This window comes from Microbacterium sp. dk485 (genome assembly GCF_004570445.1).
Lineage (GTDB): Bacteria > Actinomycetota > Actinomycetes > Actinomycetales > Microbacteriaceae > Microbacterium > Microbacterium wangchenii.
In genome coordinates, this window is sequence record NZ_SPQW01000001.1 from 94,251 (window position 1) to 113,641 (window position 19,391).

Below are 19,391 nucleotides of genomic sequence, written 5' to 3' on the forward strand. Positions count from 1 at the left end.
TTCACTTTGAGTCCATAGCCGTTCAGCCGTTTCGCTGGAGGGTCTGTTGAAAGGTCTGCGTGTCGAGCGGACCCGACACACGCAATGCGCGGACGAAGGCGCGGCGCCGTAAGGCGAGGTCCACGCACGCATCCGTCTCATGCACCCACGCGCCCCGCCCCGGCATCATCGCCCGGTCATCGCGCACGAGGACCGAATCGACGGCCACGACCCGAAGGAGCGTGGACCGGGGAGCTCGCGTGCGACATGCGACGCACGTTCGTTCCGGTTCCATTCTACACGCGGGGGCGGGTCGACGACGGACAGTCGCGCCCGCTCACTCGTCCTCGAGGATGCTGTCGGGCTGGATGTCGATCTTGGCGCCGGTCAGCTTCGCGGCCAGCCGGGCGTTCTGCCCTTCCTTGCCGATCGCCAGTGACAGCTGGTAGTCCGGCACGAGGGCCCGCACGGCCTTCGTCGTCGGATCCAGGACGAAGCTCGAGGTCACCTTCGCCGGCGACAGGGCGTTCGCCACGAATCGCGGCAGCTCCGGGTCGTAGTCGACGATGTCGATCTTCTCGCCGCCGAGTTCCTCCGTCACCGCCCGCACGCGCCGGCCCAGTTCGCCGATGCACGCGCCCTTCGCGTTGATGGTGGGGTCGTTGGCCTTGACCGCGATCTTGGTGCGGTGACCCGCCTCACGCGCGAGGGAGACGATCTCCACGAGCCCCGATGCGATCTCCGGCACCTCCAGCGCGAACAGCTTCCGCACGAGCCCGGGGTGGGTGCGCGAGACCGTGATCGAGGGGCCCTTCGTGCCGCGGGAGACGGAGGTGACGTACACGCGCAGGCGGGACCCGTGCGGGTAGGTCTCCCCCGGAGCCTGCTCCTCAGGCGGGAGGATCGCCTCGACGGTGCCGAGGTCGACGTGCACCATGCGGGGGTTCGGGCCCTGCTGGACGACCCCGGCGACGATGTCGCCCTCCTTGCCGCGGAACTCCCCCAGCACGGCGTCGTCGGCGATGTCACGCAGCCGCTGGCTGATGACCTGCTTCGCGGCGAAGGCGGCGATCCGCCCGAAGTCCTCGGGGGTCTGCTCCTCCTCGCCGATGACGGCGCCCTCCTCATCGAGCACCGGCGTGAAGACGGCGACGTGACCGGTCTTGCGGTTGACTTCCGCGCGCGCCCCTTCGGGTGCGGCTCCCGTCGGCGAGGTGTGCTTGCCGTACGCCGTCAGGATGGCCTGTTCGATGATGCTCGCGAGTTCCTCGAAGGGAATCTCTTTCTCCCGCTCGATCGTCTTCAGCAGTCCGAGATCGATGTCCACCGTGGGGCCTCCGTATTCAGCTCTCGCCGACGCGAGAACGCGCCGACAACCCCAGAACGTTACCGGATCCACCCGTGCCGCGCCTGCGAGAGGCCTGAGCCGCTCACCGCCGGCCGCAGTCGTCCAGGATCTGCGGCGACCGGTCGAACAACCCCTCGGTCCACTGGATGAGCACGGGGAGGAAGCGCGAGCCGGGCATGATGGGGCGGAGGTGGTCGTAATCGCGGTAGGCCCGCCACCGCACCTGCTGCCCCTGTTCGCACAGTCCCTGGACGTACTGCTCCTGGAGGCTCGGCGGGAGGACCTCGTCCTCCTGCCCCCACGCCACCAGGATGGGCGAGCCGGTGGGCCCGGTCGCGGCGTTCTCGGCCAGTCGCCGGCCGAGGGCGCCCGTGGTCAGATCCGCCGCGTAGAGCGGACGGTCCTCCGACACCCCGAGCGCGGTCACCACCGACACCACCACACCGGGCTCGGTGGGGCACCGCTGCGTCATCTCCCGCACGATGGCCCGCGCTCCGGGCGCGACGTAATCGTCCAGGTGCACGTCGGCGTACGTCTCGGAGTACGGCACCAGAACCCATGACGTGAGCACCGACAGCAGAGCACCGGCATCCGAGTCCAGCAGCTCGTCGGCGAGGGCGAGTGGGTCGGCGGCGGGTGCGATCGCGGCGGTGCCGAGCACATCGATGCCCGGGGTGTACTCCTCCGCCAAGCTCGCCGTCCACAGCGCGGCGTGCCCGCCCTGGGAGTGCCCCCACACGACCGTGTCTGGTGACAGGGTCAGGTCGGGAAGCTCCGCCGCCGCCAGCACGGCGTCCAGCGAGGAACGCGCCTCGCCCTTGCCGATGAGGTACGGGAAGGTGCCGGGCGCCCCCTGACCGGAATAGTCCGACGCCACCACCACCCAGCCGGCATCCAGCGCCTCCTCCAGCGCCGGGATGGCCCATCGCGTCGCCGACGCATCGCGCAGGCTCGGTGCGCAGCCCTGCGCGACACCGGTCGTGCCGTGATTCCACACGATCACCGGGCGAGGGCCGGGCGGCGGATCGTTCGGCACGATCACGAGGGCGCTCGCGACGGCCGGCCGGCTGACGGCGTCGCGGGTGGTGTACAGGATGCGGCTGACCTCTCCGCCCTGCGGGGCGCGGCCGAGGTAGCCGTCCCAGCGGATCAGGCGGCCGTGGCCCGGCGGCAGACGGTCGGGCGGATCGTAGAACGCATCGACGACCGGTGCGCCCTCGGCGAGCCAGTCATCCAGAACCCAGCCTCCCGCTGCGGAGGTCACCAGCAGCAGCGACAGGGCGTACCGTCCGGCGGCGGTCCACGCCGACGCCCGCCGGGTCCGCTGGTTCGACGGGGCGACCGCGGGGAGCCCCCGCCGCACCCGTCCGGCCGCACGCATGCCGCGGACCCCGCGGATGAGAAGCGAGACCCCGAGAGCGACGGTGCGCACCCCGAACACGAGGGCCACGAGCAGGACGGTCACATCCGGCCACGTCAGCGACAGGATGCCGAAGGCGATCTGCGCCGCCCCGGAGGCCGCCGAGAGCACCCGCTGGCTGGGACGACCGCGTGCCACCGCGTCGCCCACCGAGGCCAGTCCACCGACCACGAGGAAGGCGGCCAGCACCGGCGGCAGCAGGTCCAGGCTCCGCCCCAGCCACACCAGCACCATCAGTCCGCCGGCGATCCACGCCACGGCGAACACGCGCGTCCACCACCGCTGCGAGCGCCGGGTGATGAGTTCGGCGAGCCCCGTGATGATCGCGCTGAGGGCGACGTACACCCCGAGCAGCACGAGCGAGGTCAGGGGGCGCGTCACGATGAGCGCACCGAGGATCACGATCAGGATCCCCGCCACCAGCAGCACCCGGGCCGGCGCCCGCCCGATCAGGTCGGGCAGTGCTCTCCACGGGGAGGACAGGTGCCGGCGGGGGGACATCCGCCCCATGATATGCGGCCTGCCGGTGCGCTCCCGACCGGTCGGAGGGACCATCGGGGGACGGTAATGTCGCCGTCATGCGCAGCGAGGTCCGCTCGGCAGCCCGGAGCGCCGAACACAATCCCGTGCTGCGCGTGCTGGCGCGCGCCGGCTACGTGGCCAACGGCATCATGCACGCCCTCATCGGCGTCATCGTCCTGGTCGCCGCCTCCGGTGGGCCCGGCGACGCCGATCAGACCGGGGCGTTCCGCTCCATCGCCGCCGCGCCGTGGGGCTTCGCGCTGCTGTGGGCCCTCGCGATCGGCCTGATCGCCCTCGGCGTGTGGCACGCCGTCGCCGCCGTCGGGGCACGCAGGGCCAAGCGCACGCAGCGCGTGGGCATCCTCGCCTCCGAGATCGGTCAGGCGGTCGTCTTCGCCGCGGTGGGAGCGGTGGCCGCATCCGTCGCCCTCGGTGCCCGGCCCAGCGCCGAGCGCGCCGCGGAGGACGCCAGCGCCGGTGTCCTGGCCATGCCCGCGGGCCCCTTCCTCCTCGGCGCGGTGGGGCTCGGCGTCGCCATCGCCGGCGTCGCGTTCGTCGTGATGGGCGTGCGACGCTCCTTCCGCACGAAGGTCGAGCTGCCGCACAACGGCTGGGGCCACGCCGTCGCCGGGCTCGGGGTCGTCGGATTCGTCGCCAAGGGCATCGCCCTGATCATCGTCGGGATCCTCCTCGCCGTCGCGGCGGTGGAGGTGGACCCCGGGCAGGCGGGTGGCCTCGATGGCGCGGTGCAGGCGCTCCTGCAGTTGCCGGCCGGACCGCTGCTGGGAGCGGCCGTGGGCGTGGGCTTCCTCGCCTACGGCGCGTTCACGATCCTGCGCGCGCGCTTCGCGAAGCTCTCGGTGTGATCGTCAGTCCAGGTCGGGGTCGCGTCCGGTGCGCACGCCCGTCTCCAGGCGCGCGATCGCGGCCCGATCGGCGTCATCCAGGGTGAAGTCGAAGACGTCGGCGTTCTCGCGGAGGCGGGCGATCGACGTCGACTTCGGGAAGAGCACGAGGCCGCGATCCAGGTGCCACCGGATCACCACCTGCGCGGGTGTCTTGCCGTGCGCGGCGCCGATGCGGGCCAGGACCGGCTCGTCCAGCAGGCCGCCGCGTGCCAGCGGCGCCCACGCCTCCGTCACGATGCCGTGCGCGGTGTGCCAGTCCTGCAGCCCGTGCTGCGGGAACCGCGGATGCAGCTCGACCTGATTGACCGCGGGGCTCACGCCGGTCTCCTCGATGAGGCGCTGAATGTGGGCGGGGGTGAAGTTGCTCACCCCGATCGACCGCGCCCGCCCCTCCTCGGCCAGGCGCACGAGCGCGCGCCATGTGTCCGCGTACCGGTCGGCGCTGGGCACCGGCCAGTGGATGAGGTACAGATCGACCGTCTCTATCCCGAGCCGACGCATGCTGGCGTCGAACGCGCGGAGGGTGCGGTCATAGCCCTGGTCGTCGTTCCACACCTTGGTCGTGACGAAGACCTCCTCGCGCGGCACTCCGCTGCGCCGCAGGCCCTCCCCCACCTCCGCCTCGTTGCCGTACAGGCTGGCGGTGTCGACGTGGCGGTAGCCGAAGCGGAGGGCATCGGCGACGAGGTCGGCGGTGAGGGCCGCGGGGACCTTGTACGTGCCGACGCCCAGCTGCGGGATGCTGCCGCCGCCGGCGAGCGGGATCAGCGGGGCGGGGATCACGGGTGTGGGGATACGGTCACACGGCGCTCAGGCGAGCGACGGCCTCGGCGGCGGGAACGACCTCGCGGGCGCCGGTGCGGCGGTCCCACAGCTCCACCTCGCCCGCGGCGGCCCCGCGGCCCACGATGACGATGCGCGGCACGCCGACCAGCTCGGCATCGCCGAACTTCACGCCGGGCGAGACCTTCGGGCGGTCATCGAACAGCACGTCCAGGCCCGCCGTCTCGAGGTCGGAACTGAGGCTCTCGGCGAGCTCGAAGGCCGCCGCATCCCGGCCCGTGGCCACCACGTGCACGTCGAACGGCGCGACCGAGGCGGGCCAGATGAGGCCCTTGTCGTCGTTGTTGAGCTCGGCGATGATCGCGAGGATCCGGGTCACCCCGATGCCGTAGGAGCCCATCGTGACGGTGACGAGCTTGCCGTTCTCATCGAGCACCTTGAGCCCGAGGGTCTCGGCGAAGAACCGGCCGAGCTGGAAGACGTGACCGATCTCCATCCCCCGGGCCAGTTCCACGGGCCCCGAGCCGTCGGGGGCGGGGTCGCCGGCGCGGACGGTGGCGACCTCGATGAACCCGTCCGCGGTGAAGTCACGGCCGGCAACGAGGGAGTGCACGTGCTTCTGGTCGATGTTGGCGCCGGTGATCCAGCTCGTGCCGTCCACGACACGAGGGTCGAGGAGGTAGCGGATGCCGGTCGCGGACTCCTCGCCGAGCACCGCCCCGGTGGGCGACCACGGGCCGATGTAGCCCTTCACGAGGAAGGGGTGGCGCTCGAAGTCGGCCTCGGTGGCCTGCTCGACCTCGGCGGGCGCGAAGGCGACCTCGACGCGCTTGTCGTCGACGTCGCGGTCACCGGGAAGCCCCACGACGACGAGCTCGCGCGTGCCGTCGATGTGCTTGAGGGCCAGCACGACGTTCTTCAGCGTGTGCGCGGCGGTCCACTCCCCGCCCTCTGCGGGCGGATCCAGCACGGCGTTGCAGTGGTCCACGAGCGTCGTGATCGTGGGGGTGTCGGGCGAGTCGAAGATCACCGGATCGGGCAGCCCGTCGAACGGGATCGCCTCGGGTACGAGCGTGGTGAACGCCTCGACGTTGGCGGCGTAGCCGCCCGCCGACCGGACGAAGGTGTCCTCCCCGACGGGCGTGGGATGCAGGAACTCCTCGCTGCGCGCCCCGCCCATCAGCCCGTTGTCGGCGTTGACGATGACGTACTCAAGCCCCAGGCGCTGGAAGATCCGCTCATACGCGTCGCGCTGCCGCTGGTACGAGGCATCCTGACCCTCGTCGGTGTAGTCGAAGGAGTAGGCGTCCTTCATCGTGAACTCGCGCCCGCGCAGGAGGCCGGCGCGCGGGCGGGCCTCGTCGCGGTACTTGTCCTGGATCTGGTAGATCGTCAGCGGCAGGTCTTTGTACGACGAGTACAGGTCTTTCACCAGGAGCGTGAACATCTCCTCGTGCGTGGGCGCGAGCAGGTAGTCCGCGCCCTTGCGGTCCTGCAGGCGGAAGATGCCGTCGCCGTACGACTCCCACCGGCCGGACGCCTCGTACGGCTCGCGCGGCAGGAGTGCCGGGAAGTGCACCTCATACGCGCCCGCGTTGGCCATCTCGTCGCGGATGATGGCTTCGATCTTGCGCTTGACCTTCAGCCCGAGCGGCAGCCACGCGAAGATGCCGGGCGCGTTGCGGCGGATGTAGCCGGCGCGCACGAGCAACCGATGGCTCGTGACCTCCGCATCGGCGGGGTCTTCGCGGAGAGTGCGGAGGAAGAAGTGCGACAGACGGGTGACCACGAGGGTCAAGTCTAGGCGCGCGGGCTGAGCGGCCTCATCGCCCCTGTGCGACGACGGCCGCGGCTGCCGCCTGCAGGGCGTCGAGCGACATGCCGTAACCGCCCAACGTCCAGCGGTGATTGTCCCCCACGACGACGACGGCCGGTGCGTCGGCGCGCCCGGTGAGCGTGTAGGCGACGTCGGCTCCCGGCACGTCGATCGGCTCGGCGGCGACCTCCGCCAGTGCCTCGTCCGAGGGCGGGCCGGCGTCGGCCTGCCAGAAGACCTCGACACCGACGGCGGCGTCGTACCACGCGCACCACTCGACCAGGCCCTGGGAGCGCAGGACCTCCCATGTGGGGCCCTCCGGGAAGAGGTCGGTCGGGTACCCCGAGACGGGTTCGCTCACGCCCACCGCCTGCTGTACCGGGCCGGCCAGCGTGTCGCAGGCGGGGAGCACGCGCTCGGTATCCGGTCCGGGCGAGCCGGCCAGCGCCGCACCGTGGGCCCGCAGCGCCTGGAACGCGGCGTCGAGCCGTCCCTGGACAAGGGCCGATTCCTCCGGCGTCGGCTCACGCTCGGCTGCATACACGGGTGGGACGACGACCAGTGCCCACGTGTCGCCGATCACCTCGCTGCGCTGACAGTGCACGAGGCACGGCTCATCGGCCGGCACCTGGGCGAGCTCGGCCGGCACGACGGAGGCGGGGATGAGCGTGACCCACACGTACGCGCCGCCGGCGCCATCGCCGCGCCATCCGCAGTCCAGCCCACCCACAACGGCTGCGCTGGCCGGGAGATCGGGCGGGATGGCGTTCAAGGAGCCCCCGGAGTGCGTCGACGACTCCGCTCCGGTGATCGTCACGAGATCGTCGTCCGTGAAGATCCGTGCGCAGTCGCCGTCGAAGGGGACCCGGACCGGTTCGACGGTCGCCGACGCCGTGGGCGAGGGCGACGCACTCGGCGTGGCCGTGGGCGTCGAGGCGGCCGGAGCCGGCTGTGCGCAGCCGGCGAGTGCGAGGAGGACGATCGCGACGGCGAGCGCGGCGGGTGCGCGCCGGAGGGTCATCATGCGCATACTCTAGGGCTCTGCGCCGCGCCGGAGGGGTGGAAAACGGCCTGTCATCGCCGAAAACAGGACGATCGCCGAGATCAGGACCGAACCGGCGGTATCCGTCCTGATCTCGGCGATTCTCCTGTTCTCGGCACCACGGCCGGGGGCGGAGACGCGGGGTCAGCGGCGCCCGGCGTGCAGGACGGTGCGGACGAGCAGGCCGGCCACGAGGGCCCAGAAGGCGGCGCTGACCCCTCCGACGGCGACACCGGATGCGGCGACGAGGAACGTCACGACCGCCGGAAGCCGCTCCCCCGGGTCGTCGATGGCCTGCTGCACCGCGGATCCGAACGCCGCGAACAGTGCCACGCCCGCGACGGCGGGGATGACCGCCGCCGGCGCCACGACGACGAGCGCGACGAGCGCCGCAGACAGGCCGCCCAAGACGATGCCCGTCACGCCGGTGGACACGCCCGCCACCCACCGCCGCGTCGGGTCCGGGTCGGCGTCGGGGGCGGCGGCGAGCGCGGCGCTGATGGCCGCGAGGTTGATCGCATGCCCGCCCGCCGGTGCCGCGAGGGCCGTGCCCACCCCGGTGACGAACATCGCCGGACGCCACGGGACGGTGTAGCCGTAGCTGCGCATCACCGCGACACCGGGGACGTTCTGCGAGGCCATCGTGACCAGGAACAGCGGGAGCGCGAGCCCCACGACCGCCCCGAGGCTGATGCCGGGAGCGGTCAGCTCCAGGCGCGGGATCAGGTCGACGGGTGCGACCGCCGCACCCGTCGCGGCGACGTGCACGGCGACGACGACCGCGGCGGCGAGGAAGGCGAGCGGGACGGCCCAGCGCGGCGCGAGGCGCACGCACACGAGCCACGTCAGCAGCACCGGCGCCACTTCCCACGGGTTGGCGACCAGCCCGTCGACGGGGGCCAGGCACAGCGGAAGGAGGATCCCCGCGAGCATCGCCTGCGCGATCGAGGGTGGGATGCGGGCGATGAGCCGGCCCAGCTGCGGCCACAGCGCCGTGAGGAGGATGAGCCCGGCGGTCACCAGGAACGCGCCCACCGCCGCGGGCCAGCCGCCCTCCACCGCCCCCGTCGCGGCCAGGAGCGCGGCCCCCGGGGTGGACCACGCCACCGTGATCGGCATGCGGTATCGCCACGCCAGCACGATGGAGCCGACGCCCATCGTCACGCACAGCACGAGCAGCCCGCTCGCCGCCTGTGCGGGCGTCGCGCCCACCGCGTCAAGCCCCGTGAGCACGACGGCGAAGCTGCTCGTGAAACCCACGAGTGCCGTGAGGACGCCGGCCGCGATGGGGCGGGCGAGGGTCGCTCGGGGTTCCGTCGAGTCGGTCATGAGATGTCCGACGGTACTGGACGCACCGCCATCGCACCGACGCGAGGACCGGGCCTTCCGGGTCAGGCGGTGATGACCTGCGCCGTCCCGATCTGAGCGTCGGGGCCCATCTCGTCGGCGATGCGGTTGGCCTCCTCGATGAGGGTGGCGACGATCTCGGACTCCGGCACGGTCTTGATGACCTGTCCCTTCACGAAGATCTGGCCCTTCCCGTTACCGGATGCCACGCCGAGGTCGGCCTCGCGGGCCTCACCCGGACCGTTCACGACGCATCCCATGACGGCCACACGCAGCGGCACCGTCATGTCCTTCAGGCCCTCTGTGACGTTGTCGGCGAGGGTGTAGACGTCCACCTGCGCCCGCCCGCACGAGGGGCACGACACGATCTCGAGCTTGCGCTCCCGCAGGTTCAACGACTGCAGGATCTGGTGCCCGACCTTGACCTCCTCAGCCGGCGGGGCGGAGAGGGACACGCGGATGGTGTCGCCGATGCCCTCCGAGAGCAGGATGCCGAAGGCCGTCGCGCTCTTGATCGTCCCCTGGAAGGCGGGGCCCGCCTCGGTGACGCCCAGGTGCAGCGGCCAGTCGCCCATGGCGGCCAGGAGCCGGTAGGCCTTGACCATGATGACCGGGTCGTTGTGCTTGACCGAGATCTTGAAGTCGTGGAAGTCGTGCTCTTCGAAAAGGGATGCCTCCCACCGCGCGCTCTCGGCGAGCGCCTCCGGTGTGGCCTTGCCGTACTTCTCCAGCAGGCGCTTGTCCAGCGAACCGGCGTTCACGCCGATGCGCAGCGACACACCGGCGGCCTTGGCCGCAGCGGCGATCTCCCCCACCTTGTCGTCGAACTGGCGGATGTTGCCGGGGTTGACCCGGACGGCGGCGCACCCGGCGTCGATCGCCTGGAAGACGTACTTCGGCTGGAAGTGGATGTCGGCGATCACCGGGATCTGGCTCTTCTTGGCGATGATCGGCAGCGCCTCGGCGTCGTCGGCGCTGGGCACCGCGACACGCACGATCTCGCACCCGGATGCGGTCAGCTCGGCGATCTGCTGCAGGGTCGCGTTGATGTTCGTGGTGGGCGTGGTGGTCATGGACTGCACGCTCACGGGAGCGTCACCCCCGACGAGCACCTTGCCGACGCGGATCTGACGGCTCTTGCGGCGAGGCGCGAGGACCTCGGGGATCCGAGGCATCCCGATGTTCACTGCTGGCACGCCTTCAGCCTACGCCGCCGTGCTGACCGCCGGCTCGGAGCGGGCGTGTGGTACCTTCGGCGCATGTCCGCGAACCGCACTTGGTGGCTCACCGTTTAGGCGGTGTCTTTCGTGTGACAGACCGCCCTCGGGGCGGTCTTCTTCGTTTGGGCGGCCGCCCCCCCGACGAAAGACCGACGATGAACCGGCCCGACATCCCGCTCCTGCTGCGCCGCCTCGCCGAGGCCAGCGCGCCCTTCGCCCTGCTCGCCCGCGATCCCGAGACCGTCGAGGTGCTCACCGGCGACGTCGTGGACGTCCCCCTCCTCGCCGACATCCCGCTCGAGGACGCGAGCGGCCGCGCCCGCGAGGTGCTCGCACTCGTGCCGTACCGGCAGGTGCGCGAGCGCGGCTTCGTCAGCCACGACGACGGCGCACCGCTGCGCTGCCTGATCGTGGACGAGCACGTGTCACTCCCCCGCGCCGAGGTCCTCGCCGCTCTGCCGGCTGACCCGGTTCCCCTGATCGATGCCGGATTCGACATCGCCGACGACGAGTACGCCGACATCGTCCGCCGCGTCATCGCCGACGAGATCGGCCGCGGCGAGGGGGCGAACTTCGTCATCCGGCGCGATTTCACCGCGGCCGTCGGCACCGACCCGCGCGTGGCGGCGCTGACGTGGTTCCGCGCCCTGCTCGAGCACGAGCGCGGGGCGTACTGGACGTTCGCAGTCGTGACCGACGGGCACGTCGCGGTGGGGGCCAGCCCGGAGGCGCACGTGAGCGCACGCGGCGGGGTCGTGACGATGAACCCGATCTCCGGCACCTTCCGCCACCCCGCCGGCGGCGCCACGGCGGAGACCCTGACGGAGTTCCTCGAGTCGACCAAGGAGACCGAGGAGCTCTTCATGGTCGTCGACGAAGAGCTCAAGATGATGTCGGCGGTGTGCTCGGACGGCGGCCGCATCACCGGCCCGCACCTGAAGGAGATGTCGCGGCTCACCCACACCGAGTACATGCTGCGCGGGCGCAGCCGCCTGGACCCGCGGGACATCCTGCGCGAGACGATGTTCGCGCCCACCGTCACCGGCTCACCCATGCAGAACGCCTGCGCGGTGATCGCCCGGCACGAGACCACGCCCCGCGGGTACTACTCCGGCGTCGCGGCGCTGTTCACGCCATCGGCGGAGCAGGGCGGGGCCACGCACGACCTCGACGCACCCATCCTCATCCGCACGGCGCACCTGCAGGAGGGGCGCCTGCGCGTCCCCGTGGGGGCGACGCTCGTGCGACACTCCGACCCGCACGGCGAGGTCAGCGAGACCCATGGCAAGGCGGCGGGCGTGCTGGGGGCCATCGGCGCGATCCCCCGTGACGTGCCGGCACCGGACCCGGATGCGCCGGCCGGCCGGCGCCGCGTCCTCGCCGACGACCCTGCCATCGCGGAGCTGCTCGCCTCGCGCAACAGCAGGCTGGCCGCGTTCTGGCTCCAACCGCAGGACAGCGCCCCGGCGGGGCCGTTCCGCGGCCTCGATGCGATCGTCGTGGACGCGGAGGACCGCTTCACCACGATGCTCGCCCACCAGCTGCGCCACCTGGGGCTCGAGGTCAGGATCCTCCCGTGGGGAGAGGTGACCGATGCGCAGGTGGAGGCGGCCGCCCTGGTCGTGGCGGGACCGGGCCCGGGGGATCCCCGTGATGCGGACAGCGCGCGGATGCGGCGGATGCGCGAGGTCGTGGCTCATCGCCGCGGGACGGGCCGCCCGCTGCTGGCGGTGTGCCTGAGCCACCAGATCCTCGCCGATGCGCTGGGGCTCGGGCTGGCGCCGCTCGCCCGCCCTCACCAGGGTCTCCAGCTGAACGTCGACGTGTTCGGCGAGCCCGCCTCGATCGGCTTCTACAACACCTTCACCGCGCGCGTGCCCGCGGGAACGGCGAGCGTGGGCGAGACCGAGGTGGCCGCGCATCCGGACAGCGGCGACGTGTACGCGCTGCGCGGCCCCGGCTACGCCTCCGTGCAGGGGCACCTGGAGTCGATCCTCTCGCGTGACGGCATGCGCACGCTGGAGCGCCTGGTCGCGCACGCGCTGTCGTAGCCTCATTCCGGCAGGCGCGTGCGCAGCAGCCGCCGTTCGGCGTCGTTGCGGCGCGGTTCCGGCGCACGATCCGTTGCCGACCCGGCGCCGCCAGACCGAACTCCTCAAATCTTCGCGTGGATGCGGCGAAAACCACCCCTCACGACGCCGAAGGCACCGGTCTTGAGGAGTTCGGACTTGAGCGCGACCGGTCGGAAGGTGAACGTCGCGGGGCGAGCGGGAGGCGCGACCCGCTCGGCCAGCGTCCCTCCGTCAGCGCCGCGTCGGACGGGCGCGCTCCGGCCGGCCCGCCGCGCGGGCCGGCCGGAGCGCGGGCGGTCATTCGAACTGGCTGTAATCGGTGACCATCGGTCGGATCTCCACGCAGCTGCCGGGCATGCTCAGCGATGGCCACGTCTTCACGAGCGCGATCGCGGCATCCATGTCCGGGACGTCGATGATGCTGAATCCGCCGATGACCTCGCGGGCTTCCGAGAACGGTCCGTCCACGACCATGACATCGCCGCTGTCGTGGCGCACCGTGGTGGCCGTCTCCACCGGTTGCAGCTCCGCCCCACCCTCGTCGATGACCGCGGCGTTGTCCTGGAACCACCGGTAGATCCGGGCGTAGTCCTCCTGCACGCGCTCCGGCGGCTGAGCCGCGTCCAGCTCGGGATCGGAGGCGAACATGATCACGTACTTCATCGGAGTCTCCTTCGCTCTGTGGGAACCTTCCCACCCCGTCAGCGAACGGGCCAGAGCGATTTCGACATCTCCGCCGATTCCGGCGGGATCAGAACAGCGACACCGGGTTGAACAGGTCGGCGAGGATGAGGACGGCCCCCATCCCGATCAGCAGCACGACCACCACGAAGGTCACCGGCACGAGCCTGGTCGCATCCACGGGCTTCGGCGGGGGCCGCCGGAACAGCTTCGCCCAGGCGCGCTTGATGCCATCCCACAGCGCCACCGCGACGTGGCCGCCGTCCAGCGGCAGCAGCGGGATGAGGTTGAACACGAACAGCGCGATGTTCAGCGACGCCAGCAGCCCGATGAGGCTCGCGACCCGGTCAAGGACCGGCGCGTCCGTGGCGGCGACCTCGCCGGCCAGCCGTCCCGCGCCCACGACGCTGAGCGGACCGTTGGGATCGCGTTCCTGGCCCGTGAACAGGTCGACGGCGGTGTCCCACACCCGCACGGGCAGCTGCGTCATGATCCCCGCCACGGCGCCGACGTTCTCGAACGCCGCCTGCGGCCCCGCCCACACGGGCTGCGCGACGTGGGTGACCTGCGCGCCGACGCCGACGAAGCCGACCTCCTCGGTCTCCGGGGCGCCATCGGGTCCGATGACGGTCGCGCCGTCGTCGCCGATCACCTCCCGGCTCGTGCGCACGGGAGTGAGGGTGACGCTCTGCTCGGCACCGTCACGCTCGAGCACGACGCGCAGGGGCACGCCGGGGTGGTCCTGGATGATCGCGGATGCTTCCGCGAACGTCGAGACAGCCGTGCCGTCCACCGACACCAGCACGTCACCGGGCTGGATGCCCGCCTGCGCCGCCGGGGCGCGGGGGTCGGACGGCTCGCAATCGGTGCGGTCGGTGCCGGCGGGGAGCACGCACTCGCTCACGGAGGCGATCGTGGTCGTCGCGGTGGGGATCCCGATTCCGCTGAACAGCAGCACGAACAGCACGACGGCCAGCACGAGGTTCATGAGCGGCCCGCCCAGCATCACGATGACGCGCTTCCACACCGGCAGGCGGTAGAAGACCCGGTCGTCGTCGTCGCCGACGAGGGTCTCGTCGTTGGCGGCCCTGGCATCCTGCACCATCGTGGCGAAGAAGCCTCCGCCCGCACGCCCGGAGCGCTCCCCGGCCAGCGCGGCCTCGCGTTCGCGCGGGGAGGGGGGATACATCCCCGCCATCGAGATGTAGCCGCCGAGCGGGATCGCCTTGAATCCGTACTCGGTCTCGCCGATGCGGCGGGACCACAGCGTCGGCCCGAAGCCGATCATGTACTGGCCGACGCGGACGCCGAACTTCTTCGCGGGCACCAGATGGCCGATCTCGTGCAGCGCGATCGACACCGCCAGCCCGACGACCATGACGAGCACGCCGACGACGAAGGCGATCACTTCCACAGCCTCACCGTACCTGCGGCGCCCTAGGAATTGGCCGTGACCGAAGTCTCTGTTGGCGCCGGCGCATGCGGCATACGCTCGCGCCGAGTCGAGCGACCAGATTGGGAGAAAGCCATGAACGCACCGCAGAACGACAACGAGACGACGCCGCGGTTCGCGCGTCCGGGCGAGGCCACCATCGCCGCGCGCCACGTCATCCCCCAGGAGGAATCCCTCCCCGACACCGCCAAGCAGATCGTCGACGACGAGACGATGCTGGACGGCAACTCCCGCCTCAACCTCGCCACCTTCGTCGGCACGTGGATGGACGAAGACGCCAAGCAGGTGTACGAAGCGTCCTTCGACAAGAACATGATCGACAAGGACGAATACCCGCAGACTGCGGCCATCGAAGACAACTGCTGGCACATGCTCGCGAACCTGTGGAACGCGCCGGAGGCATCGCAGAGCATCGGCACGTCCACGATCGGCTCGTCGGAGGCCTGCATGCTCGGCGGCCTCGCCTTCAAGCGGCGCTGGCAGCAGTCCCGCCGCGTCGCCGGGAAGGACACGTCCAAGCCCAACCTCGTGATGTCCTCCGCCGTGCAGGTGTGCTGGGAGAAATTCTGCAACTACTTCGACGTCGAGCCCCGCTTCGTGCCGATCAGCATGGAACACAAGACGCTCGACGGGTACGACCTGGAGAAGTACGTCGACGAGAACACGATCGGGGTCGTGGCGATCATGGGCGTCACCTACACCGGCATGTACGAACCGGTGGCCGAGATCGCCAAGGCGCTGGACGAGATCCAGGCCAAGACGGGGCTCGACATCCCGATCCACGTGGACGGGGCGTCCGGCGCGATGATCGCGCCGTTCCTGCAGCCCGACCTCATCTGGGACTTCCGTCTCGAACGCGTGCACTCCATCAGCACATCGGGTCACAAGTACGGATTGGTGTACCCGGGCCTGGGCTGGGTGGTGTGGCGCCACACGCAGTGGCTGCCCGAGGACCTGGTGTTCCAGGTCAGCTACCTCGGCGGGCAGATGCCGACCTTCGCCCTGAACTTCTCCCGCCCCGGCGCGCAGGTGCTGCTGCAGTACTACATGTTCCTCCGCCTCGGCTTCGAGGGTTACCGCGCGGTGCAGCAGGCGTCGCAGGACGTCGCGAAGTACCTCGCCGAGGGCATCGCCGGAATCGGTGCGTTCGAGCTGTGGAACGACGGCAGCGACATCCCCGTCTTCGCGTGGTACCTGAAAGAGGGGCACACCAAGAACTGGAACCTCTACCACCTGCAGGACCGGCTGCGCATGAAGGGATGGCTCGTGCCCGCCTATCCCATGCCCGATGACCTGAGCGACCTCACGGTGCAGCGCATCGTGGTCCGCAACGGGCTGAGCATGGACCTGGCCGCCGAGCTGCTCGAGAGCATCGAGACCGAGACGGCGTACCTCGACGCCCTCGAGTCGGCCATGCCCGTCGAGGGTCAGCACCCCGCGTTCCACCACTGAGGCGAGGACATGTCCAGCACATCGAAGCAGTCAGCGGATGCCGCGGCCCGCGCCGCGTCCAATCATCCGCTCGCCCCCCGCAGCACCGTCGTCAACTATCTCGGAGTCGGCCAGCTCGCACTGCTGACGCTCGTGGTGGTGGCGAGTCTGCGCTCGCTCCCCGCGATGGCCGTGTACGGGCTGGGAAGCGTCACGCTGTACATCATCCCTGCCGTGCTGTTCCTCATCCCCACGGCGCTCGTGGCCGCCGAGCTGGCCACGGGCTGGAAGGGCGGCGTCTACGTCTGGGTGCGGGAGGCGTTCGGCAACCGCTGGGGCTTCACGGCGGTCTGGCTCCAGTGGATCCAGAACGTGGTCTGGTACCCCACGCAGATCGCCTTCATCGCCGCCGCCCTGGCCTTCGTCTTCGTCGACCCGTCGTTGTCGAACTCGGGGCTGTTCACCGCGATCGTCATCCTGGTGCTGTACTGGGGCTCGACGCTCATCACGCTGCGCGGCGGCAACCTGTTCGCCAAACTCGGCTCGTGGGGCGGCATCCTCGGCACGCTGCTGCCGGCCGTGCTGCTCATCATCTTCGGCTTCATCTGGCTGGGCACGGGGCAGAAGAGCGAGGTGCCGCTGGATGCCTCCGCGATCATCCCGCCGTTCACCGGCATCGCCTCCATCGTGCTGATCGTCTCCAACGTGCTCGCCTATGCGGGCATGGAGGTCAACGCGGTGCATGTGAACCAGATGAAGGACCCCGGCAAGGGATACCCGCGGTCGGTGCTGCTGGCCTCGATCCTGATCCTGCTGGTGTTCATCCTCCCGACGATCGCCATCTCGATCGCCGTGCCGGAGAAGGAACTGGGGCTCACCAACGGCATCATGCTCGCCTTCCAGGCCTACTTCGACAAGTGGGACCTCGGCTGGGGAACCGCGGTGGTCTCGGCGCTGATCGCGGCGGGCGCCCTGGCCTCCGTCATCACGTGGATCGCCGGTCCTTCGAAGGGCCTGCTCGCCGCGGCCGAGACGGGGCTGCTGCCTCCGGCGCTGCAGAAGCGCAACAAGGCGGGCGTCCAGTCCGGCATCCTCATGCTCCAGGGGACGATCGTGACGATCCTCGCCGCGATCTTCGTCGTGGTGCCCAACGTCAGCGCCGCGTTCGTCGCGCTCGTCGACATGGCGGCGGCGATCTACCTCATCATGTACATGCTCATGTTCGCCGCCGCGATCGTCCTGCGCCGGAAGGAGCCGAACGTCACGCGCACGTACCGCGTGCCCGCGATGAACCTCGTCGCCGGCGTCGGGTTCGTCGGCTGCCTCGCCGCCTTCGTGCTCGCGTTCATCCCGCCCTCGGGGTTCACAGCGTTCTCCCCCGAGGTGTATCCGTGGATCGTGGGCCTGGTCATCATCGTGCTGGGTGCGCCGCCGCTGGTGTTCTACGCCCTCCGCCGTCCCGGCTGGGACCGCCGCAGCCCCGAGGACAAGGCAAAGCACGGCACCCACGACGAGGACGAAGCGACCGCATCCACCCCACCGGCGACCGCGACCGGGTGAATCTCCCCGTCGTGGCGTACGAGATCGCCCGCCTGGCACCGGACGGGCAATCTCGTGCGGGCGGTGAGAGGATGGAGTCGCCATGCCGACCGATGCGCCCTCCTCCCTCCCTCCCGTCCTCCGACCCGACGCGCCGCCCCAGCACACGCTGGACGAGCTCGTGGCGCGTTTCGCGATCGGCGTGCGCGGCGACACCGCCGGGGTCCGCCTGTCGGGCCTGACCCTCGCCACCGCCGACCTGCGGCCCGGTGACGTCTTCGTCGCCGTGCAGGGCGTGAACCGCCACGGCGCGGAGTTCGCCGCTCAGGCCGCGGACAAGGGCGCGGTCGCGATCGTCACCGACGCAGCCGGCGCGGATGCAGCGGAGGCGGGCGGGCTCCCCGTCGTCCTGGTCGAGGACCCCCGCGGCATCCTCGGCGAACTGTCGGCGTGGGTGTATCGCACGGGTCGCGACGACACGCTGCCGCTGCTGCTGGGAACGACCGGCACGAACGGGAAGACGAGCGTCTCGCACCTGCTGGAGGGGATCCTCGGGCAGCTGGGCGTGGTCACGGGACTGTCCTCGACGGCGGAACGGCACATCGCCGGTCACGTGATCGTGTCGCGGCTGACCACGCCCGAGGCCTACGAGATGCACGCGCTCCTGGCGCTCATGCGCGAGCGCGGAGTGGAAGCGGTGGCGGTCGAGGTGAGCGCGCAGGCGCTGAGCCGGCGCCGCGTCGACGGCATCGTGTTCGACGTCGCCGGATTCACCAACCTCACCCACGATCACCTCGACGACTACGCCGACATGCGCGAGTACTTCGAGGCCAAGCTCCCGCTGTTCCGCCCCGACCGCGCCCGCCGCGCCGTCGTGTGCATCGACTCCGAGCCGGGTGCGGAGGTCGTGGCCCGCAGCGAGGTCCCGACGGTGACGGTGGGCACGCCCGCCCTCGCGTCCGACCCCCACGCCGCCGCGGCCGCGGACTGGGTCGTGGAGATCCTGGACGAGCGGCCCACGGGGACGCAGTTCCGCCTGAGCGCACGCGACGGGCGAACGCTCACCACGGTCGTCCCCGTCATCGGGCGGCACATGGCTGCCAACGCGGGGCTGGCGATCGTCATGATCCTCGAGGCCGGCTACGCGTGGGAGCGGATCGCCGCGGCGCTGGACGGTGACCGCATCCAAGCCCACCTGCCGGGGCGGACGCAGCTGGTCTCGGGCGAGCGCGGACCGGCGGTGTACGTCGACTTCGGGCACTCCCCCGATGCGTTCGAGAAGACCCTCGCCGCGGTCCGGCGCGTCACGCCGGGCAAGGTGCTGATGCTCTTCGGAGCCGACGGCGACCGCGACGCCACGAAGCGGCACGATATGGGGCGCACGGCCGTCGAGGGCAGCGACATCCTGGTCCTCACCGATCACCACCCGCGCTTCGAGGATCCGGATTCCATCCGCGCGACCCTGCGCGAAGGCGCCCTGCGCGCCCGTCCGGATGCGCAGATCCACGAGTTCTCCCCGCCCGAGCGCGCGATCGTGGAGGCCGTCGCGCTCGTGGGCGAGGGCGACGCGATCCTGTGGGCCGGACCCGGGCACCAGGACTACCGCGACATCCGCGGGCGGCGCACGCCGTATTCGGCGCGTGAGCTCGCCCGCCGGGCGCTGCGGGCGGCCGGCTGGCCCGTCCCCGACCCCACGTGGCCGGTCCCCTATCCGGACGACGCGACCCCGTCCTCCGACCCCGAGCGCCCCTTCGCCTCGCCACTCTGACGCGAAAGTGCATCACCTCGGCGAAACGGCATCGAATCCGGTGCACTCTCGCCGAGCTGATG

At 71.0% G+C, this 19,391-nt stretch carries 15 protein-coding genes; 5 read left to right on the top strand and 10 right to left on the bottom strand.

Annotated features, from left to right (window positions below):
• Nucleotides 1-22 precede the first annotated feature (22 nt).
• The 3 genes from E4V99_RS00480 to E4V99_RS00490 all read right to left on the bottom strand — a co-directional run bounded on the left by E4V99_RS00480 (nucleotide 23) and on the right by E4V99_RS00490 (nucleotide 3,248).
• On the bottom strand, nucleotides 23-274 hold the full coding sequence (locus E4V99_RS00480) for a YlxR family protein (RefSeq protein ID WP_135064812.1): 252 nt from the start codon (nucleotides 272-274) through the stop codon (nucleotides 23-25).
• Between the two features lie 42 nt (nucleotides 275-316).
• Nucleotides 317-1,306 (bottom strand): transcription termination factor NusA, encoded by a 990-nt coding sequence (gene nusA, locus E4V99_RS00485; protein ID WP_135064810.1) that lies wholly within the window; start codon nucleotides 1,304-1,306, stop codon nucleotides 317-319.
• 103 nt (nucleotides 1,307-1,409) lie between these two features.
• Nucleotides 1,410-3,248, bottom strand: coding sequence for a lipase family protein (locus tag E4V99_RS00490; protein ID WP_135064807.1), 1,839 nt, complete (start codon nucleotides 3,246-3,248; stop codon nucleotides 1,410-1,412).
• A 77-nt stretch (nucleotides 3,249-3,325) separates the two neighbouring features.
• Between E4V99_RS00490 and E4V99_RS00495 the strand changes: the two genes are divergently transcribed.
• On the top strand, nucleotides 3,326-4,135 hold the full coding sequence (locus E4V99_RS00495; RefSeq protein ID WP_135064804.1) for a DUF1206 domain-containing protein: 810 nt from the start codon (nucleotides 3,326-3,328) through the stop codon (nucleotides 4,133-4,135).
• Between the two features lie 3 nt (nucleotides 4,136-4,138).
• Here the strand turns inward: E4V99_RS00495 and E4V99_RS00500 are convergent, their stop codons facing one another.
• The 5 genes from E4V99_RS00500 to ispG all read right to left on the bottom strand — a co-directional run bounded on the left by E4V99_RS00500 (nucleotide 4,139) and on the right by ispG (nucleotide 10,340).
• On the bottom strand, nucleotides 4,139-4,960 hold the full coding sequence (locus tag E4V99_RS00500) for an aldo/keto reductase (RefSeq protein ID WP_135116032.1): 822 nt from the start codon (nucleotides 4,958-4,960) through the stop codon (nucleotides 4,139-4,141).
• 16 nt (nucleotides 4,961-4,976) lie between these two features.
• Nucleotides 4,977-6,749 carry a proline--tRNA ligase gene (locus E4V99_RS00505; RefSeq protein ID WP_135064798.1) on the bottom strand — a complete coding sequence of 591 codons (1,773 nt, stop codon included), beginning with the start codon at nucleotides 6,747-6,749 and terminating at the stop codon, nucleotides 4,977-4,979.
• A 34-nt stretch (nucleotides 6,750-6,783) separates the two neighbouring features.
• Nucleotides 6,784-7,800 (bottom strand): hypothetical protein, encoded by a 1,017-nt coding sequence (locus tag E4V99_RS00510; RefSeq protein WP_135116033.1) that lies wholly within the window; start codon nucleotides 7,798-7,800, stop codon nucleotides 6,784-6,786.
• Between the two features lie 162 nt (nucleotides 7,801-7,962).
• Nucleotides 7,963-9,147, bottom strand: a complete 1,185-nt coding sequence (locus E4V99_RS00515) for a benzoate/H(+) symporter BenE family transporter (RefSeq protein WP_135116034.1) — start codon at nucleotides 9,145-9,147, stop codon at nucleotides 7,963-7,965.
• Between the two features lie 62 nt (nucleotides 9,148-9,209).
• On the bottom strand, nucleotides 9,210-10,340 hold the full coding sequence (ispG, locus tag E4V99_RS00520; protein WP_135070987.1) for a flavodoxin-dependent (E)-4-hydroxy-3-methylbut-2-enyl-diphosphate synthase: 1,131 nt from the start codon (nucleotides 10,338-10,340) through the stop codon (nucleotides 9,210-9,212).
• A gap of 200 nt (nucleotides 10,341-10,540) precedes the next feature.
• Here ispG and E4V99_RS00525 point away from each other — a divergent pair, with 200 nt between their 5' ends.
• Nucleotides 10,541-12,436, top strand: a complete 1,896-nt coding sequence (locus E4V99_RS00525; protein WP_135116035.1) for a chorismate-binding protein — start codon at nucleotides 10,541-10,543, stop codon at nucleotides 12,434-12,436.
• A gap of 318 nt (nucleotides 12,437-12,754) precedes the next feature.
• Here E4V99_RS00525 and E4V99_RS00530 read toward each other — a convergent pair whose 3' ends face one another.
• Both E4V99_RS00530 and E4V99_RS00535 read right to left on the bottom strand, forming a co-directional pair.
• A complete protein-coding gene (locus E4V99_RS00530) occupies nucleotides 12,755-13,120 on the bottom strand; it encodes a YciI family protein (protein ID WP_135064786.1) in 366 nt (121 codons plus the stop codon).
• A gap of 88 nt (nucleotides 13,121-13,208) precedes the next feature.
• A complete protein-coding gene (locus tag E4V99_RS00535) occupies nucleotides 13,209-14,552 on the bottom strand; it encodes a site-2 protease family protein (RefSeq protein WP_135116036.1) in 1,344 nt (447 codons plus the stop codon).
• Nucleotides 14,553-14,666: 114 nt separating this feature from the next.
• On the opposite strand from E4V99_RS00535, the gene E4V99_RS00540 reads away from it, so the two are divergent.
• The 3 genes from E4V99_RS00540 (at nucleotide 14,667) to E4V99_RS00550 (ending at nucleotide 19,329) form a co-directional block, all read left to right on the top strand.
• On the top strand, nucleotides 14,667-16,043 hold the full coding sequence (locus E4V99_RS00540; protein ID WP_135116037.1) for a glutamate decarboxylase: 1,377 nt from the start codon (nucleotides 14,667-14,669) through the stop codon (nucleotides 16,041-16,043).
• A gap of 9 nt (nucleotides 16,044-16,052) precedes the next feature.
• Nucleotides 16,053-17,582, top strand: coding sequence for an amino acid permease (locus E4V99_RS00545; protein ID WP_135064777.1), 1,530 nt, complete (start codon nucleotides 16,053-16,055; stop codon nucleotides 17,580-17,582).
• An 82-nt stretch (nucleotides 17,583-17,664) separates the two neighbouring features.
• Nucleotides 17,665-19,329, top strand: a complete 1,665-nt coding sequence (locus tag E4V99_RS00550) for a UDP-N-acetylmuramoyl-L-alanyl-D-glutamate--2,6-diaminopimelate ligase (RefSeq protein WP_135116038.1) — start codon at nucleotides 17,665-17,667, stop codon at nucleotides 19,327-19,329.
• Nucleotides 19,330-19,391: the final 62 nt, after the last annotated feature.